Annotated in this window: 14 protein-coding genes and 1 pseudogene; 12 read left to right on the forward strand and 3 right to left on the reverse strand. The window is 42.1% G+C overall.

All coding sequences use genetic code 11. The features are described from left to right. Positions 1 to 49 precede the first annotated feature (49 nt). On the forward strand, positions 50 to 1,267 hold the full coding sequence (locus P0G38_RS07420; protein WP_005229975.1) for a pyridoxal phosphate-dependent aminotransferase: 1,218 nt from the start codon (positions 50 to 52) through the stop codon (positions 1,265 to 1,267). Between the two features lie 55 nt (positions 1,268 to 1,322). On the opposite strand, the gene P0G38_RS07425 is transcribed toward P0G38_RS07420, so the two are convergent. Further along, positions 1,323 to 1,502 carry a hypothetical protein gene (locus P0G38_RS07425; protein ID WP_005229977.1) on the reverse strand — a complete coding sequence of 60 codons (180 nt, stop codon included), beginning with the start codon at positions 1,500 to 1,502 and terminating at the stop codon, positions 1,323 to 1,325. A gap of 159 nt (positions 1,503 to 1,661) precedes the next feature. Here P0G38_RS07425 and P0G38_RS07430 point away from each other — a divergent pair, with 159 nt between their 5' ends. The 5 genes and pseudogenes from P0G38_RS07430 (at position 1,662) to P0G38_RS07450 (ending at position 9,002) form a co-directional block, all read left to right on the forward strand. Then, positions 1,662 to 2,507, forward strand: a complete 846-nt coding sequence (locus P0G38_RS07430) for a helix-turn-helix domain-containing protein (protein WP_015509901.1) — start codon at positions 1,662 to 1,664, stop codon at positions 2,505 to 2,507. Between the two features lie 68 nt (positions 2,508 to 2,575). Continuing rightward, a complete protein-coding gene (gene nagA, locus P0G38_RS07435; RefSeq protein WP_275854880.1) occupies positions 2,576 to 3,721 on the forward strand; it encodes an N-acetylglucosamine-6-phosphate deacetylase in 1,146 nt (381 codons plus the stop codon). A gap of 122 nt (positions 3,722 to 3,843) precedes the next feature. Further along, complete coding sequence (locus P0G38_RS07440; RefSeq protein ID WP_154694511.1) at positions 3,844 to 4,683, forward strand: SDR family oxidoreductase; 840 nt, start codon at positions 3,844 to 3,846, stop codon at positions 4,681 to 4,683. Between the two features lie 195 nt (positions 4,684 to 4,878). Further along, the gene (locus P0G38_RS07445; protein ID WP_275854883.1) at positions 4,879 to 5,580 is read left to right on the forward strand and encodes an ABC transporter ATP-binding protein; all 702 of its coding nucleotides are present in this window, start codon (positions 4,879 to 4,881) and stop codon (positions 5,578 to 5,580) included. Next, positions 5,581 to 9,002 (forward strand): annotated as a pseudogene (locus tag P0G38_RS07450) (ABC transporter permease). It abuts the gene before it with no gap. A gap of 44 nt (positions 9,003 to 9,046) precedes the next feature. On the opposite strand, the gene P0G38_RS07455 reads toward P0G38_RS07450, so the two are convergent. Then, positions 9,047 to 9,646, reverse strand: a complete 600-nt coding sequence (locus P0G38_RS07455; protein WP_005231932.1) for an FUSC family protein — start codon at positions 9,644 to 9,646, stop codon at positions 9,047 to 9,049. A 98-nt stretch (positions 9,647 to 9,744) separates the two neighbouring features. Between P0G38_RS07455 and P0G38_RS07460 the strand changes: the two genes are divergently transcribed. The 3 genes from P0G38_RS07460 to P0G38_RS07470 all read left to right on the forward strand — a co-directional run bounded on the left by P0G38_RS07460 (position 9,745) and on the right by P0G38_RS07470 (position 13,105). Next, positions 9,745 to 10,707 carry an aromatic acid exporter family protein gene (locus tag P0G38_RS07460; protein ID WP_034869373.1) on the forward strand — a complete coding sequence of 321 codons (963 nt, stop codon included), beginning with the start codon at positions 9,745 to 9,747 and terminating at the stop codon, positions 10,705 to 10,707. A gap of 943 nt (positions 10,708 to 11,650) precedes the next feature. Further along, positions 11,651 to 12,283, forward strand: coding sequence for a TetR/AcrR family transcriptional regulator (locus tag P0G38_RS07465; RefSeq protein WP_074932683.1), 633 nt, complete (start codon positions 11,651 to 11,653; stop codon positions 12,281 to 12,283). A gap of 15 nt (positions 12,284 to 12,298) precedes the next feature. After that, positions 12,299 to 13,105, forward strand: coding sequence for an alpha/beta fold hydrolase (locus P0G38_RS07470; RefSeq protein ID WP_241655668.1), 807 nt, complete (start codon positions 12,299 to 12,301; stop codon positions 13,103 to 13,105). Between the two features lie 686 nt (positions 13,106 to 13,791). Here the strand turns inward: P0G38_RS07470 and P0G38_RS07475 are convergent. Then, entirely contained in the window at positions 13,792 to 14,748 is a 957-nt protein-coding gene (locus tag P0G38_RS07475; RefSeq protein ID WP_005229991.1) for a Gfo/Idh/MocA family protein, read from the reverse strand. 123 nt (positions 14,749 to 14,871) lie between these two features. On the opposite strand from P0G38_RS07475, the gene P0G38_RS07480 reads away from it, so the two are divergent. Genes P0G38_RS07480 through P0G38_RS07490 form a run of 3 tightly spaced genes read left to right on the forward strand, consistent with a single transcriptional unit; the run spans position 14,872 to position 17,020 of the window. Beyond that, positions 14,872 to 15,375 (forward strand): hypothetical protein, encoded by a 504-nt coding sequence (locus tag P0G38_RS07480; RefSeq protein WP_005229993.1) that lies wholly within the window; start codon positions 14,872 to 14,874, stop codon positions 15,373 to 15,375. 32 nt (positions 15,376 to 15,407) lie between these two features. Continuing rightward, positions 15,408 to 16,418, forward strand: a complete 1,011-nt coding sequence (locus tag P0G38_RS07485; RefSeq protein WP_128488420.1) for a M15 family metallopeptidase — start codon at positions 15,408 to 15,410, stop codon at positions 16,416 to 16,418. Next, positions 16,415 to 17,020: a glycoside hydrolase family 73 protein gene (locus tag P0G38_RS07490; protein WP_005229997.1), complete on the forward strand. Its 606-nt coding sequence runs from the start codon at positions 16,415 to 16,417 to the stop codon at positions 17,018 to 17,020. Before P0G38_RS07485 ends, P0G38_RS07490 begins: the two co-directional genes overlap by 4 nt. Positions 17,021 to 17,039: the final 19 nt, after the last annotated feature.

The raw sequence follows: 17,039 nt of genomic DNA on the forward strand, positions 1-17,039 counted from the left end.
CGAGAACCAATAACCTGACGTTGACCTATGGTTAAAGGAGAAATGGAATATGAAGAAATTTTCAAAGTCGTCAAAACTTGAAGGGGTCAGTTATGATGTACGCGGCCCTGTTTTAGAAGAAGCTGATCGGATGCAAGAAGAAGGCATCAGTATCTTAAAATTAAATACTGGGAATCCCGCGCCCTTTGGCTTTGAAGCCCCAAATGAAATCGTTAGAGATTTGATTATGAATGTGCGAGAGTCCGAAGGCTATTCTGATTCAAAAGGGATTTTCTCGGCCCGTAAAGCGATCGAGCAATATTATCAATTACAAAAATTTCCTGATGTGACCATCAATGATATTTACACAGGTAATGGTGTTTCCGAGCTGATCACGATGTGTATGCAAGGGTTATGTAACAATGGGGACGAAGTGCTCGTGCCGATGCCAGACTATCCCTTGTGGACTGCTTCGATCTCATTAGCTGGCGGAAAACCCGTCCATTATATTTGTGATGAACAAGCAGATTGGAATCCTGATATCGAGGATATCAAAGCCAAAGTAACCAGCAAGACGAAGGCCATCGTCATTATTAATCCAAATAATCCCACCGGCGCCGTTTATCCGAAAGAAGTTTTGCAACAAATCGTCGAGGTTGCTCGTGAGCATGACTTGATCATTTTCTCCGATGAGATCTATGACCGTTTAGTCATGGATGATTATGTCCATGTACCGATTGCTACACTAGCACCAGATCGCTTCGTTGTGACGCTAGGCGGTTTGTCTAAGTCTCACCGAGTGGCAGGCTTCCGCGTTGGCTGGATGGTTCTCAGCGGGGATAAGTCCAATGTCAAAGACTATATCGAAGGCTTGAATATGTTGTCATCGATGCGGCTGTGTTCCAATGTTTTATCGCAACAAATCGTCCAGACTGCATTAGGCGGCTATCAAAGCTCCGATGAGCTGCTGCTGCCAGGTGGTCGAATCTATGAACAAAGAGAGTTTATCTACAAGGCAATCAATGATATTCCTGGATTGTCAGCAGTGAAACCGAAAGCAGCCTTTTATATTTTTCCTAAAATTGATATTCAGCGCTTTAACATTACCAATGATGAACAATTTGTTCTCGATTTTTTACATGAACACCATATCTTGTTGGTGCATGGCGGTGGGTTCAATTGGCAACAGCCCGATCATTTCCGAATCGTCTACCTTCCTAATATGGAAGATTTAAAAACGACTGCTGAAAAAATGACAGAATTCTTGGCAGCGTATCGCCAGAAGTAAGTACATGAAAAAGCACCGCTCCTTCAGCGATCGTGAGGGAGCGGTGCTTATGTTTTTATTCGGTAACTGGTTGACAAATTTTTTTGCTGACAATCATCCGATTGGTAAACTTATCCAGCATTTCAGCACTAGGATCGGTCACTTGAACGAGGACCGAATTTTCATATTCCCGTTCGATGATCCCTTGGTATTTTTTGCCTTCCCATGTAAAAAAGATCGTACTGTCGATCGTCATCTTAACACCTCATTTGAAATTGTGGAAAAATAACAAGACATTCTTGAAATTGCTTTCCTTTTTGTCATTATGTGCTAAAATAAAGAAAATTAAAAATGCGAATTCGCATTTTTGACAAGAAACGTTCGATTTTTTTAGAATTCCCCCTGGAGGACGATTATGAAAAAAAGAGATGAATCTTTTGGTCAAAATATCCGTTCAATTCGGTTGAAACGAAAGATGACCCAGAAGATGTTAGCGGAAGATATTTGTTCGCAAAGTGTGTTAAGTCGTATCGAAAACAACGAAGAGCTGCCCAATGTCTGGGTGATGTATCAAATTTGCCAACGCTTAGGCGTCACCTTAGATCAAGTAATGATGCTTCATTCGGAAGAGATCAACAAAACCAATCAAATCTTTGCCGAAATCGAATCACATTTTGTCCATAAACAATTTCAAGAAATGCGGGAAAAAATGGAAGACAAGGCGATCAAGGATTATTTGTATCTGGATTCAGATATGCAAATGTATTACTACTATCTAGGCAGCTGTGATTATTTCCTCGATCAAAACTATGATGCCGCCCTTGAGGCGCTGAAAAAAGGACTGGCCTATTCCTATCAACAGGATAAGACCAATGTTTCGGTGATGGAAATTCGTATCCTGAGCTGCATGGGTCGTGTCTATAGTGATTTGCTGCAACTGGGTGAGGCGCGTTTTTACTTAGAAAAAGCCTACGATGCCATGCATGCCTTGCCGCCGGAGCGACTGTCCACAGCGCTGACCAAAATTTATTACAACTATGCGGTCTTTTTAAAAGAGCAACAAGAAGACTGTCGCGCGCTAAAAGTAACCAACGAAGGCATTGCTCTAGCGAGAGAGAAAAATAGCTTATATTTTCTAGAAGAATTGTTTGAACTAAAAGGACAATTGCTTCAAAGACTAAAAGAAGAAAAAGCAGCTGAAAAAAGTTTTCAACTGTATCGTGCCGTCATGGATATTCGCCAATCTGACAAAGTGGTGTAGACCTTTCTTGACTTCTGCTGCAAATAAGAGTACTTTTAAGGAAGAAAAGAAATAGAGGAGCGATCAAGATGAATAAATATATTTACGCAGACAAATTCTTTCTGAAATCAGCGGTTCATGGCCCTGGTTACTTGGAGGTCAAGGAGGGAAAATTCGGCGCGATCGTCGATGAAGTCCCTGCTGGTGCAGACGTAGAAGATTATTCAGGCAAATGGGTAGCACCGGGTCTTGTGGATACGCATATCCACGGGTTTATGAACCATGATGTGATGGATAACGATGCAGAAGGCATCAAAGCCATGTCAGAAGGTCTTTTGTCTTGTGGTGTGACATCGTTCTTACCGACAACCTTAACATCTAGCAAAGAACGGTTGCGGGATGTTGCTGAAACCGTTGGGAAAGTCAAAGACGAAGTTACAGGAGCGAAGATCCAAGGGATCTACTTTGAAGGACCGTTCTTTACTGAAGAACATAAAGGGGCACAAAATCCGATCTATTTTGGTGATCCTGATATCGATACCTTCCATGAATGGCAAGAAGCTTCTGGTGGAATTATCAAGAAAATCGCCTTGGCTCCTGAGCGCGAAGGTGTGAAGGAATTTGTTTCGCAAGTGACGGAAGAAGGCGTAGTGGTTGCACTAGGGCATAGTAACGGAACGTTACAAGAAGCGCAAACAGCAGTAGAAGCTGGTGCCAGTGTCTTTGTTCATGCCTTCAACGGAATGCGCGGATTAAACCATCGTGAACCTGGAATGGTCGGCGCCTTACTTTCATTAAAAGAAGTTTTTTCTGAGTTGATTTGTGATGGCCACCATGTGCATCCTCAAGCAGCTGAGATCTTAATGGAAAAAGCTGGTCATGACCATGTGGCCTTGATCACCGACTGTATGATGGCTGGCGGTATGCCAGACGGTGATTACATTTTAGGTGAATTTCCAGTAGTGGTAAAAGATGGCACGGCTCGAATGGAAACAGGCAATCTTGCTGGCAGCATTTTGAAACTAAAAGAAGCCGTGAAAAATGTTGTAGACTGGGGAATTGCTACTCCTCAAGAAGCGGTCATGATGGCCAGCTTGATCCCAGCGATCAGCTGCAAGATCGACCACGCTTGCGGTATGATCAAACAAGGTCGTCCAGCTGACTTCATTGTTTTGGATCAAGAAATGAATTTAGCAGCCACTTATTTAGATGGTGTTTGCCGTTACCAAGCATAAATTGAAACAATCTGCTTCAAGAAACAAGAAGAGAGCTTCTCTTGATCTGTTTTTTGAGCAGATTTTTTTATTTTCAGTTATGATGAAAGAAAACGGTATTCTTAGAAGGGGAAGGTGGCAAATTGAAGACGATTTTAGTTACGGGTGCCAACGCTGGCATGGGCTTTGCAACAGCCAAACAATTGGCAGAATTGGGGATGCATGTGATTTTGTATTGCCGTTCTGCCGAACGAGGACAGGCAGCACAGCAACGTTTGAAGGAAGAGACAGGCAATCCAAGCATCGATCTAGTGATCGGTGATTTGGGGTCGTTGGCTAGCGTACGCAAGTCAGCCGCTGAAATCAATGCCCGCTTTGAGAAATTGGATGTACTGATCAATAATGCGGGCATCGTCAATTTAAAAAAAGAGCGAACAGCCGATGGATTTGAACAAATGCTGGGCGTAAACTACGTGGGGCATTTTGAACTGACCCGTCAGTTATTGCCGCTAATAAAACGTGCGGATGCTGGTAGGATCGTTAATGTTGCTTCTGGTGCTTACAAATTTGTAAAGAAAAAGGATCAGCGCTTTTTCGATGTGCCGAATTTTTTGCCTTGGCGGGAATATGGCCGCTCAAAAAAAGCCCTGATTTTATTTACAGATGCGCTTGCGTTTCAACTGCGCAATACGACCGTTACTGCCAATGCCTTGCATCCGGGAGCTGTGGCGACCAGCTTAGGGGTCAGCCGACAAACAGGATTTGGTCAATCTGTCTACAAAATGCTCACGCCTTTTTTCAAAACACCTGAGGAAGGGTCTGATACAGCGATATATTTGGCACTAAGCCCCGAGGTGGCTGGCATTAGCGGGCGCTACTTTGTCGATCGTCAGGCAGTGCCGACGGAGATCCTTGATGAGCGGCAGCAAGCGCAAAAACTTTGGGAAGAAACCCAGCGAAGAATTGCCGACCAAGCACAATGATTGGTTTTTGTTCTTTGTCAATCAAATTAGATGGAAGTGTAAAATCGATTCTGGGACAGAATGAGCATCATTTTGTCTCAGATTTTTTAATTTGATAAAATGAGCTGCTTTTTTGCTGTTTCTTTCGCAGGAATAAGTATGATACACTATTAAGCGAGAAAGCGCATGCGGCGCTGGAATTCTTGGAGGAACATAATGAGTTATATCGAAGTTGTGAAAGAAGTGAAGAAATACACAATGGGCGACACGGTCATTGCTGCTAATGATGGTGTTTCGTTTTCCGTAGAAAAAGGAGAGATCGCACTGATCCTTGGTCCTAGTGGCGCTGGTAAGTCCACCGTTTTGAACATATTAGGTGGAATGGATCAATGTGATAGTGGCAAAGTGATCGTTGATGGAACAGATATTGCTGGCTTTGATGCCAAACAATTGACGACCTATCGCCGCAAAGATGTCGGTTTTGTCTTTCAGTTTTATAATTTGGTCCCTAATTTGACAGCCAGAGAAAACGTTGAACTCTCAGCACAAATCGTGCCAGAGGCACTTGATGCAGCTGAGATCTTGACCCAAGTTGGGCTTGGTGATCGCTTGGATCACTTTCCAGCGCAATTGTCTGGTGGCGAACAGCAGCGAGTCACGATCGCTCGTGCTATTGCGAAGAAGCCCAAATTGCTGCTTTGTGATGAACCAACTGGGGCCCTTGACTATGAAACGGGGAAACAGATTCTAGCAATTCTAGAAAAAACGGCTCGCGAGACTGGGACGACCGTTTTGATCATTACACATAACAGCTCATTGGCTCCCATGGCTGATCGTGTGATCCATATCAATGATGCAAAGGTCCGCAAGATGGAAAAAAATACTCATCCGATTCCAATTGCCTCTATTTCTTGGTAAATGCCTATGAAAAAAACATTATTACGTTCCAGTTTACGTGAAATCAGGCAAGCACCCGGGCGGTTTTTGTCCATATTAGGCATTATCTTTTTAGGGGTCGCTTTTTTTGTGGGGATCAGTGCAACTGGTCCGAATATGGAACAAGCAGCTGAAGATTATTTTGCTCGCCAGAAATTAGCGGACTTTACGATTGCGTCAACATTAGGGTTGTCGACTGCCGATCGGGAAATCATTGAAGAAATGCCTGGTGTCACGTCTGTTGAAGCAGAGCAGATCGCCGATATCAATGCCGAAAATCACCGTGCCGTGATCCGTGTCTTTTCCCTTTCGAAGGAGCGGAGAGTCAATCAATATCAGGTGACTTCTGGTCGATTGCCGCAAAAGTCAGGGGAAATTGCTTTGGATCAAGCGGCACAAAGCAGCGGTGGGTTTGCACTAGATGAAACTTTTGAACTGCCAGAAAGCGGTGAAAACCAGCTAGAAACGCACACTTATACGATCGTTGGCTTTGTCAATAGTCCCGAATTTATTGAGAATTTTCATCGAGGCAATAGTACCGTTGGGAATGGGACGGTTGATTACTTTGCAGTAATTCCAGAAGAAGATTTTAAAGAAACTGCGTATGCTAGATTGTTAGTTCGTTTTGATGAGCTATCGCAAGTGGCTAGCTATTCAGAAGCATATCAGACAAAAAGGGATCAAGTAAGTGATGAAGTAGAAGAACGGTTGGCTCCGCGGGCACAAGGACGGCGGCAAGAGTTGATCGATGAAGCGCAACCAGCCATTGATGAGGCCAAAGAACAGATCCGTGATGGCGAAGAAGCATTGCAGCAAGCGCAAGCGGAACTTGACGACGCAACAGAGAAATTGGCGCAGGCGCATCAGGAGTTGACGGAACAAGAAGCAGCTTTTCAGACAGAGATTCAAACTGCCCAAGAGCAATTGATTGGAGAAGCGCAAAAATTAGCTGAGGGGAAACAGGCATTGATCGAAAATCAACGCCTGCTAGATCAAAATGAACAAGCATTGATTCAGCAAGAAGCCCAAGTACAGTCAGCCCAAGCTCAGTTGGCACCCGTTTTGGCACAAAGACCTGAACTACAAAAGGGTATCCAGCAGGTAGAGGAGCAACTGGCGCTGGCATACCAAGGCATGGATCAAATCAGAAGTGTGGGTCAACTTTCTGCAGAGGAGCAAATGTCCCAGCTGCCTACCGTCTATGCACAAATAACCGCCGCTCTGGCACAGTTGAACCTGCCGACAGATGTCCTTGGTCCGGTTCCTGATCTGGAGGAAATCGATGAAACGATGATTGCTACTATGTTGACGGCAGCTGAAGATACATTGAATCCACTTATTGATGAAGGTGAGCAACAACGTGCCCAATTAAGCGGACAACTGGCTGCAATCAATGACCAAGAAGCGCAACTTCAGCAGGCACAACAGCAAGTCAATGCTGGCTGGAGCCAAATCAGAGCTGGGCGCCAAGAATTGGCACAAGCGCAGACCCAGATCACCCAAGGAGAGACGCAGCTAAGCGACGCTCGTGAGACCTTAGCTTCTGAAAAAGCAAAGGGTCAGTCTTTATTAGCTGCTGGTTGGCAGGAATATCGAGAAAACGAAGCAACCCTTCAAGAAAAGCTTGACGAATTTAAAGAAAGAGCACCAAAAGAACGCGAAAAACTTGAAGATGCCAAAAAAGAAGTTGCTGAAAAAGAGCAGGAATTGTTGGATCTAAAACCGGCAGTTTATCGTGTCGCAAACCGCGATGCGAATCCTGGTTATTCAGAGTACCAAGACAATGCGGAACGGGTTTCTTCGTTAGCGACGATTTTCCCAGTTATCTTCTTTTTGATTGCAGCGTTAGTCAGTCTAACCACCATGACGCGGATGATCGATGAAAAACGTAGTGAGATCGGTACATTGAAAGCATTAGGCTATCGTAACTGGGAGATTGGACAGAAATTTTTGCTTTATTCCTCTGCAGCAGGCATCACAGGTGCTGTATTGGGTCTAGCAGTCGGCTTTTCCTTTTTTCCAGCAATCATCATTCAAGCTTATGGACCGCTTTACAATCTCACGGAATATGACACCCCATGGTATTTGCGGCTTTCATTGATTGCTGTGGGAGTCAGCTTGCTTTGCACCATCGGTATCGCGTTGTTGGTTTTACGTTTTGATTTAAGACAGTCATCGGCTTCATTGTTACGACCAAAGGCACCCAAAACAGGAAAACGAATTCTCTTAGAAAGAATCACCGTTATATGGCGGCACTTAAGTTTTATTCAAAAAGTTACAATGCGAAACCTGTTTCGCTACAAGTCCAGAATGCTCATGACCATCTTAGGGATCGCGGGATGTACCTCCATGATCTTGACTGGATTTGGTCTAAGAGATTCTATCAGCAATATCATTCCTTTACAGTTTGAGAAAATCTGGCAGTATCAGGCGGTGATCACCTTTGATGATGAGGATTCGGAAGCAATGAGTGAAACAAAAGCCGCCGCAGAAGATATTGAAGGCTTTGAAGCAGGGTTATTCTTGCATACGGAAAGTCTGACGTTGGCTCAATCGGGGGTCACGCAGCAAGAAGTAACCGTCACCGTGCCAGAAGATCCTGCGGCTTTATCGAGATTTGTCCACTTGAATGATCGGGTTTCAGGAGAAGCTTACGAGCTAGAAGGAGAGGGTGCCATCATCAATGAAAAGCTTGCTAAGTTGTTTGGATTATCGGTGGGTGATATGATAACGTTGACGAATGAAAGCGGCGAAGCATTTGAACTGAATGTGGCTGCAATCGCAGAAAACTACACAGGGCATTTTGCTTATTTGACCCCAGATGCGTATCAAAAGATCTTTCAGGCCGCCCCTTCTTACAACAGTGAGTTATTGAAATTCAGTCAGCGTTTGACGAAATCGGAGGAAGAAGCGATCGCGGCTGATTTGATGGCACAAGACAATGTCATCAATGTTTCCTTCCTCTCAGCTTCAGCGGATGCCTTAGATGACACGACAGCAACCTTGAACATCGTCATCTGGATCTTGATCTCGTCTGCGGGGGCATTAGCCTTTATCGTGTTGTACAACTTGAACAACATCAATATAGCGGAACGCATTCGCGAGTTGTCGACCATCAAAGTATTGGGCTTTTATGATCGAGAAGTGACCATGTACGTCTTTCGTGAAAATATCTTTCTGACGATCTTCGGCATTGCATTTGGTTTATTATTAGGGGTGCTTCAGCATCAATTTGTCTTACAGACCATCGAAGTCGATATCGCCATGTTTTCACCGACAGTCGAACCAATGAGCTATGTGTATGCCGCTGGATTGACCTGCTTATTTCAAGCGTGGTAGGGATCGCAATGTATTTCAAACTGAAACATGTCAATATGATCGATGCACTGAAAGCCAATGAGTAACAAAAACAGCCTTTTCTCAGAATGATTCTGGAAAAAGGCTGTTTTTATTTTTCTTGTTTTTCTTGTTCGGAAATCTCGCCTTGGACTTCTTCTAGCATGGCTTTTAGTTCAAGCTCTTTTTGCCTCAGCACCACCAGATCTTCTTGGATCTCATCCTTTTTCTCTTCCTCAGGTGGTCGAATGACGAAATTGATCGATAGGGCAACTAACGTGCCGATAAAGGTGTCCAATACACGGTCTAAGGCGAAGATGATCGATTCCCCTTGAGGGACACTGGAAGTGATCAAAAGCATCGTCGCAATAGCAGAGATAATGCCAGAATTGTTATTGATGCCATCTGAAAAAACGATGACAAAAATGACTAGCGCTGGCAAGACAAACAATTCGATCAGAAAGTCATTTTGAAAATATTGCTTCGTCAAAAAGTAAAAAATGGCTGTACCGCCGCCGATCGTATTTCCTAATACCCGTGACTTACCAAAAGAGATCGTTGTGGTCAGGTCTTGTCGCAAAGAAAAGACAGCCGACAAGGCAGCAATCAATGGTTGGCCACGATCAAGAAAATGAAAGAGCAGAATACAAAGCATGACAGCAATGGCTGTTTTTATCGTTCGCATACCTAAGCGAAAACGCCCCAGTTTCATGGTCGAATGCCCCCTTTACTTAATCATACCCAAAGCAGTTGAGAAATTCTAGTCTTATTCCTCACAATTTAGTATACTTTTCACAGGAGGTGACAAAAATGAAAATCGGAATGAGAACCGTGAAAACGGCGATTGCTGCTGGTTTATCAATGTTTCTGGCACAACAGATCGGTCTTTTGTATGCGCCAGCCGCAGGGATCATCGCCATTTTAAGCGTCGGCAATACAAAGAAAACGTCACTTTTTACGGGAATCGGGCGTTTGATCTCTTTGGCGATCGCAACGCTCTTAGCTTTTGTCAGCTTCCATTTATTAGGCTTTGGGCCGATAGGATTTGTTCTTTTTCTCTTTCTCTTTATCCCAACCGCTGTCTATTTCAATTTGACGGATGGGATCGTCGTCAATTCTGTCTTGGTGACCCATTATATGATGGAACGTTCGTTTGCTTGGCCACTGATTGGGAATGCTTTTTTATTGATGAGTATTGGCATTGGCTTTGCGCTTTTGTTCAATTTATATATGCCAGATGGCGAACGAGCATTGAAAGAAAGACAGCAATTAGTAGAAGAAACGTTTAAAAGTCTTTTAAAAGACATGTCAATTGCGTTAACTGAAAAAGAAAAGGCGACGCTTCCCCAGGTTTGCCAAACGCTTTTGGGGGATATCAAGCAAGGCAAACAACAAGCAATGGTGCATAGTGAAAATCAATGGCGAGGAGAAGCCTCCTATTATGAAGAGTACTTTACCATGCGCCAAAGTCAGGCACGCTTACTCTTAGAAATGGTTGACTTATTGCAGTTGTTTTGGGTAGAAGAAGCCTATACAAATGCGTTTCAAGAGTTGCTATCCTTTACTGCCGAGTCCTTTCACGAAAATAACGATGGGAAAGAGATCTTGGCAAAAATTGCTGCGCTTTATGAAGATTATCGACAAAAGCCATTGCCCCAAACAAGAGCAGAGTTTGAAAATCGCGCTCAGCTGTTTCAGTTTCTGCAAACCTTTAAAAGTTTTATTGAAATCAAAGCCGACTTTTCTGAACAAATGCAAACAATAGCACGCTAAAAAAGACTCCCAAAAAGGCAGCCGTAATATACCAATATAGGAAGCAGAACTTGCGCGCTTCATTGGCGGTAATATCCAACAAGAGCATAGCAATGCGAAGAATCTACCTGCTCTTTTCGGTGCTTCTACAACCATCTTGCTAACAACATGGTTGAGAAGAGCAGGCATCAATTCGACCCGTTCAGAAAACTGCTTATACTTAGAGATAAATTCCTTCACCTGTATAGTCTGTTATTCCTGTTGATCTATTTCTTTTTCCAGCCTTGTAATCAGTTTTAGACATTCTTTTTGTTGAGTATCATATCCATTCGATAGCTGTAGGAAAAGTTTCTCAGTCAGCGAGCCAGTCACATGGTTTTCATACACCCATTGGAAAAGTAGCTACAATTTTTCGTTCAGCTTTATCGTGTGGTCACCCCAAAAGTTTGACTTTTATGGATTGAAGAAATTTGGAGTTGTCAATAAAAACTGGACACTTAGTTAAGAGAGTAAGTGGAATTTTTTTCAAAGACATTAGGAAATTGATAGCTCGGAGCAGAGTGGTTGAATTTTGTGTTTAGTAAGTTTCAAACTATTTAGATATCTCCATTTGAGCCTGATCAAATCCTCTAAATTGAGCGTCATTGATCAGCTCTCTTTTTTTCTTATAGACATCAATAAAAACAGATACATAAAGCGTTTCTTCCTTCAGAGGGATTTAGGTAATGTCCCCTAGCCAAATTTTATTTTTTACTGTTGACTTGATGCTGTTGGATAGCCACTTCCATTGCATGTTCTTCTTCCAATTCCATGTAATTAGATAGGATAACTCCCGAAGATCGGTTCCTCTTACAGATAAACATATTGATGGCGGGAGTTTCGTATGGTATAATTTTTTTAGTGACCACGTGGTCACTAAAATTTCGAAAACAAATGACCATGTGGTCACTGAACGGAGAACCTTATGCCTAAAAAGTTGTTTCATGAACTGCATGAAGATAAAAAGAAAAGAATCATTTCTGTTAGTATTTCAGAATTTGCAAAATACGGGTATGCAGATAGTTCCACCAACCGTATTGTAAAGGCCTCTGAAATTAGTAAAGGAAGTTTGTTTAAATACTTTGAAAACAAAGAAGATTTGTATTTTTATTTGCTTGATTTTGTCACAGGCGAGCTAAACGCAAACCTATATCAAAAATTAGGCACCCTTTCAACTAACTTGTTTGAGCGTATAATTCAATACTCGGAATTGGAATTTTTATGGTATATCCAAAACCCAGAAAAATATAAGCTTATTATCAAAGCATTTAGCAAAAATGATACAGAAATTTATCGAAAGGTTGAAGCAAGATTTAATTATGCTGGTCAGAATGTTTATTATAGCGTATTAGAAAACGTTGATACGAAATCGTTGAATTGGGATAAAAGAAAAGTTCTTGATGTGCTTAAATGGTTTTTACAAGGTTTTAATGCCGACTTTATCGAAAGAATAGAAGTGCAAAACGGAAATAAATCCGAAATTAACCAAATTAGGAATGAGTATGTAACCCACCTTACCGACTATATAGATATACTTAAAAAGGGGATTATAGACTAGAAGGAGTTGAAGATCTTGTTTTATGGTGCCAAAGGAAGTTCAGTAACTATCAATGGATCAAAAATGGATTATGTGGAATTTGGACTGGGGAAATCTCCATTGATAATTTTGCCTGGGTTATCAGATGGATTAAAAACTGTAGAGGGGCAAGCAATCAAATTGGCGTATTACTTTAGGGCTTTTTTGAACGATTTTAAGGTGTATGTGTTTAGTAGAAAAACAAATATTGAAAATGGGTACACCACCAGGGAGATGGCAAAAGACCTTAAAGCAGCACTTGACCAACTTGGAATAAAAAGTGCTTGCCTAATGGGTATATCACAGGGTGGTATGATAGCCCAGCACTTTGCTATCGACTATCCTATGATGGTAAAAAAGCTTATTCTTGCTGTTACCACTTCCCGTGCAAACGAAACTCTTCATCGAGCTATCAACGGATGGGTGAATTACGCGGAAAATAATGATTATAAATCACTGATGATTGATACAATGGAGAAAACATACTCATCCCAAAAACTGAAAACATATCGGCTGATGTATCCACTTCTATGTAGAGTTGGAAAGCCGAAAAGCTTTGAGAGGTTCATACTTCAGGCAAAAGCTGTATTGGCACACGATACTTTCAGTAAACTTGAAAACATAATTTGTCCTACCTTCATAATTGGCGGTGATAGCGATAAAATAGTTGGATCAAATTCTTCAGCGGAGATGGCTGATAAAATCCCAAACGGTCGTTTGCTTCTCTATAAAGGGCTGGGACACGCGAGCTATGAAGAAGGCAAAGATTTCAATAAACATGTTAAAGATTTTCTTTTAAGTTAGTTCGAAGCCTCACATATGCAGATTAGTAAAAGCAGGAATTGTCTTTATGCTAAATTCAAACAATAGCCGCGAACGCACTGTAAAATAGCTATATATATGCAATTCGAACGCTACATTTTACCGCGTTAGCTGCCTACAGTGAACGGCTCCGACTTTGGAAAAGAAATACCTTTTTCCCAACTGCCTAGATCAGATGACGTAGACACAAAGGTCCACATCAGCATACACCTGCTAAAAATCTTTACTGTCTTTGATTTCAAAATTGGCGTGCAAAATAAAGAACTAGCTGACACGCAAAGCCAGCTAACTCAACACCATCGGAATAGTTAACCTTCTCAAATCTTACTTAAAATGGACAGGAAAATTGCCGAAGTCACTTTAAGATCGTACACACGGTAATCTTCCACAGTTACGGTGTAAAGTAATGGGCAGTTACGATTTAAAGAATTGGTGCTATTATCAGCTTTTTTACAGCCTATAGGTAGTGTTAAATCTTCTTCTGACCGTATTTTCTTCTGCGTGTATTTTCGCCAAAACTGTGGTGGTTTGGAACAGAAAAAAGGTAGCAACGGAATTTCGCTTCCGTTGCTACCTTTTCTTTTGACAATCCTATTGGTGAATGATTAGGTATTATGTGTTTTGATTCCTGTTATATCTGGCATCAGCCTAAAGGAGTCTTTTTCATTTTACTGCTGTTCCCAAAAAGCTTGCATTTGATCAAGAACGTCAATGACATCGGTGGTCAAATGGATCGATCCTTCGATCTCGCCATCGATGGCTTTGATCATATTGGCAATTTCATAATTAAGGGCTTGACTGCTGTCGCCAGCTTCAATCACTTCATTTGTTCCATCTCGGAAATGGATCACGGCTTTGTCCGCACGAGGGTATTCATCTACGGTAATGTATCCTTCTTCGAAAGCGACGATACCGGTTTTAGGCATTTTCGCTTGGAAAGTCAGCGTGACACTAGCCATTTCATCGGCTGGATTTTGTAAGATCGTGACTGATTGTTCATCCACACCTGTAGAGAAGGGCTTCATGCTGCTAAACGTCACTTCTGGTGTATCCGTCATGAAAAAGCGGGCAAATGAAACAGCATACGTACCGATATCCAATAAAGCACCGCCACCTAAATCTGGATTGAAGAAACGATTGCTTGGGTCTGGATCTTTGTAGCTGCCAAATGGTGCTTGGATCATTTTTAATTTTCCTAAGCGTCCGGCATCAATCTCTTCTTTCAACCGAGCATAAACCGGCATATTGAAAATCGTCATTGCTTCTTCTAAGATTAGGTTTTTTTCTTTGGCTAAGGCTAGTTCTTCCGCTAGCTCATCGGCACTGGTGGTGATGGCTTTTTCGCAGAGGACATGTTTTCCTGCCATCAGAGCTTTCATAATAAATTCATGATGAAGATCATTAGGTACTGCAATATAAACAATATCGATTTGCGGATCTTCTAACATGGCATCTGTGCTTTCATAGGCATGGGGAATAGAGTGTTTCTCAGCAAATGCTTGGACTTTAGGGAAACTCCGGGCACTGACCCCATATAGTTCACTTGCTTCATTAGAAAAGCCAGCAGCAAATTGCGTTGCGATATCTCCGAGGCCAATCATTCCCCAACGGTATTTTTTCATCATTGATCATCTCCTTCGTATTTAGTATAACAAAAGAAATCAATTCTTTAAAATAATCAAAAACAATCGCAAAAAGTTTCCATTACGGCTGACTTTCAGTAAAATATAGAAGAGGAGGGATAACATATGCATAATGTATCAATTGCAATTATTTTAAATACCATCATCGAGCAATACGCATCAGAAAAACAGTTTTATGAAACACAATTAGGCATCACCGAGGAGCAATGGGAGGCATGGAAAAATGGCACAATGAGTCTGTCACCTGCTGAAAATCAGAAAGTGAAGCTGCTGTTTTCAGATTATGAATGGATGTTGATCCAAAAAATCATTCGGCAAACCGTCATTTATCCAGAAAAACGCAATCAAGCGGTCGTCGAGTTCAAAAAAATGAAGACTCAAATCGCCAGAACGTGGTTAGCAAGCGATTTAGCGAAAGTCGAATTGTTAACAGAATCTGAAGAAACAGCCCAATACCTTGATTTGAGAGTCAGTATTACGTATGATGAGTGGGGTTATGATGATATACTAAACTTCCGATTGCCCGCTTTTGTTCAGCAGCAAATTCGCAATGAAAAAATCGAACTGTTGGAGTGGGTCAAAGAAAATCTGGAAGAAACTTACAACTAAAGGTAGGATATTTTTTGAAAAAGTATTATGGAATGGCTGCGGCGGCGGGCTTCTTGTTTCTGGTTCTTTTAACCATTCAAGTGAACCGAGTGACCGCAGTCACCCCAACAAAGAGTGCAAGTATCGCTCGTTCAACAGATCAAGCAACAACGAGTGAAACAACAGAAACAAATGAAAAAGAGCCAAATGGGAACACGCAAGAGTCACAAGAACAAGCAAGTGCTAGTGATGAAGTGAACGAAGAGGATTTTCCAACTGTCTCATTGGATGATTGGTCATTGGTTTTGGTAGGCCCAAACAATAAAATCAAAAGCGAAATTGCACAAAAAGATTTAGGGAAATTGTCGAATGGCTATCTCGTCGATCAACGCATCGTTTCAGCTTATGAAAAGCTGGCAGATGCCGCAAAAGCTGCAGGACATCCTTTGGTGATGGTCTCTGCCTACCGTTCAGTCGCGTATCAAGAGGAGATATTCAATGCCAATGTCAACACCCTGATGAGTCAAGGTCATACAAAAGAAGAAGCAATTCGGATCACGAAACTGACCTTTACTGAGCCTGGCTATAGCGAACATCATACTGGGCTTGCTGTTGATGTTGTGGATCAGGATTGGTATCAAAATCATACAGGAGAACTGCTCAATGAGGGGTTCGGTGATACTGAGGGTGGAAAATGGCTACAAGCTCATGCAAGGGAGTATGGGTTTATCATCCGTTACCCGAAAGGAAAACATGCTATTACGCAAATCGATTATGAGCCTTGGCATCTACGATATGTAGGGGTCGAAGTGGCAACCTACATTGAGGAGCAGGAGTTGACCTTTGAAGAGTTTCTGGAAGATGCAAAAGAACACATCGCTCGAAAAGAAGCAGAACTGTCCTCTCACGAATGGGAAGATCCTCTGGCAGAGGACTGGATCTATGAGGGGTCTCTTGCTAAAAGTCAAGAAAGCAGTGAGCTTACACAAGATGAGTTGTTGCTGAATGGAGGCAATTTGTTTTCTGAAAATGTGTTTAGTCAGACAAAGGAAGTGAAAAAATGAGCGCAAGACGAAAAAAACAGAAGACTCGTTTCCCATTAGTCTTTCTAGGGTTATTCTTGATTGGGATTGCCTTTATTTTTTCCTTAAATAGTTTGGCAGACCCCCTTCCCAAAGAGGAAGAAACAAACACGGAAGCCATCTCCCATGAAGAATTTATTGATCGCATCGCTCCTTACGCACAAGAACTGCAAAAGGGCTACGGGATTTTACCAAGTATCATTATTGGACAGGCAATCCTTGAATCAGATTGGGGTCAAAGTTCTCTAGCCAGTGAATACAATAATTTATTTGGAATTAAGTCATTTGGCCATTCAAAAAAGGTGACATTAGATACCCAAGAGTTTTATAATGGAGAATGGGTCACGATTCAAGGAGATTTTCGTGTCTATGATACTTGGGAAGAATCAATGGATGATCATACGATGTTGTTTGTAAATGGTGTGGATTGGAATCCTGCACTTTATGTAAATGTCTTGACAGCAAACGACTACCGCAGTGCCGCACAAGCATTACAAGATGCAGGGTATGCAACGGATCCGGATTATGCCAGCAAAATCATTCAAGTAATTGAAACCTACCAATTGAATCGATTTGATCAATAAGAAAAGAGAGTTGGCTGCT

This window comes from Enterococcus casseliflavus (assembly GCF_029215545.1).
GTDB lineage: Bacteria > Bacillota > Bacilli > Lactobacillales > Enterococcaceae > Enterococcus_D > Enterococcus_D casseliflavus.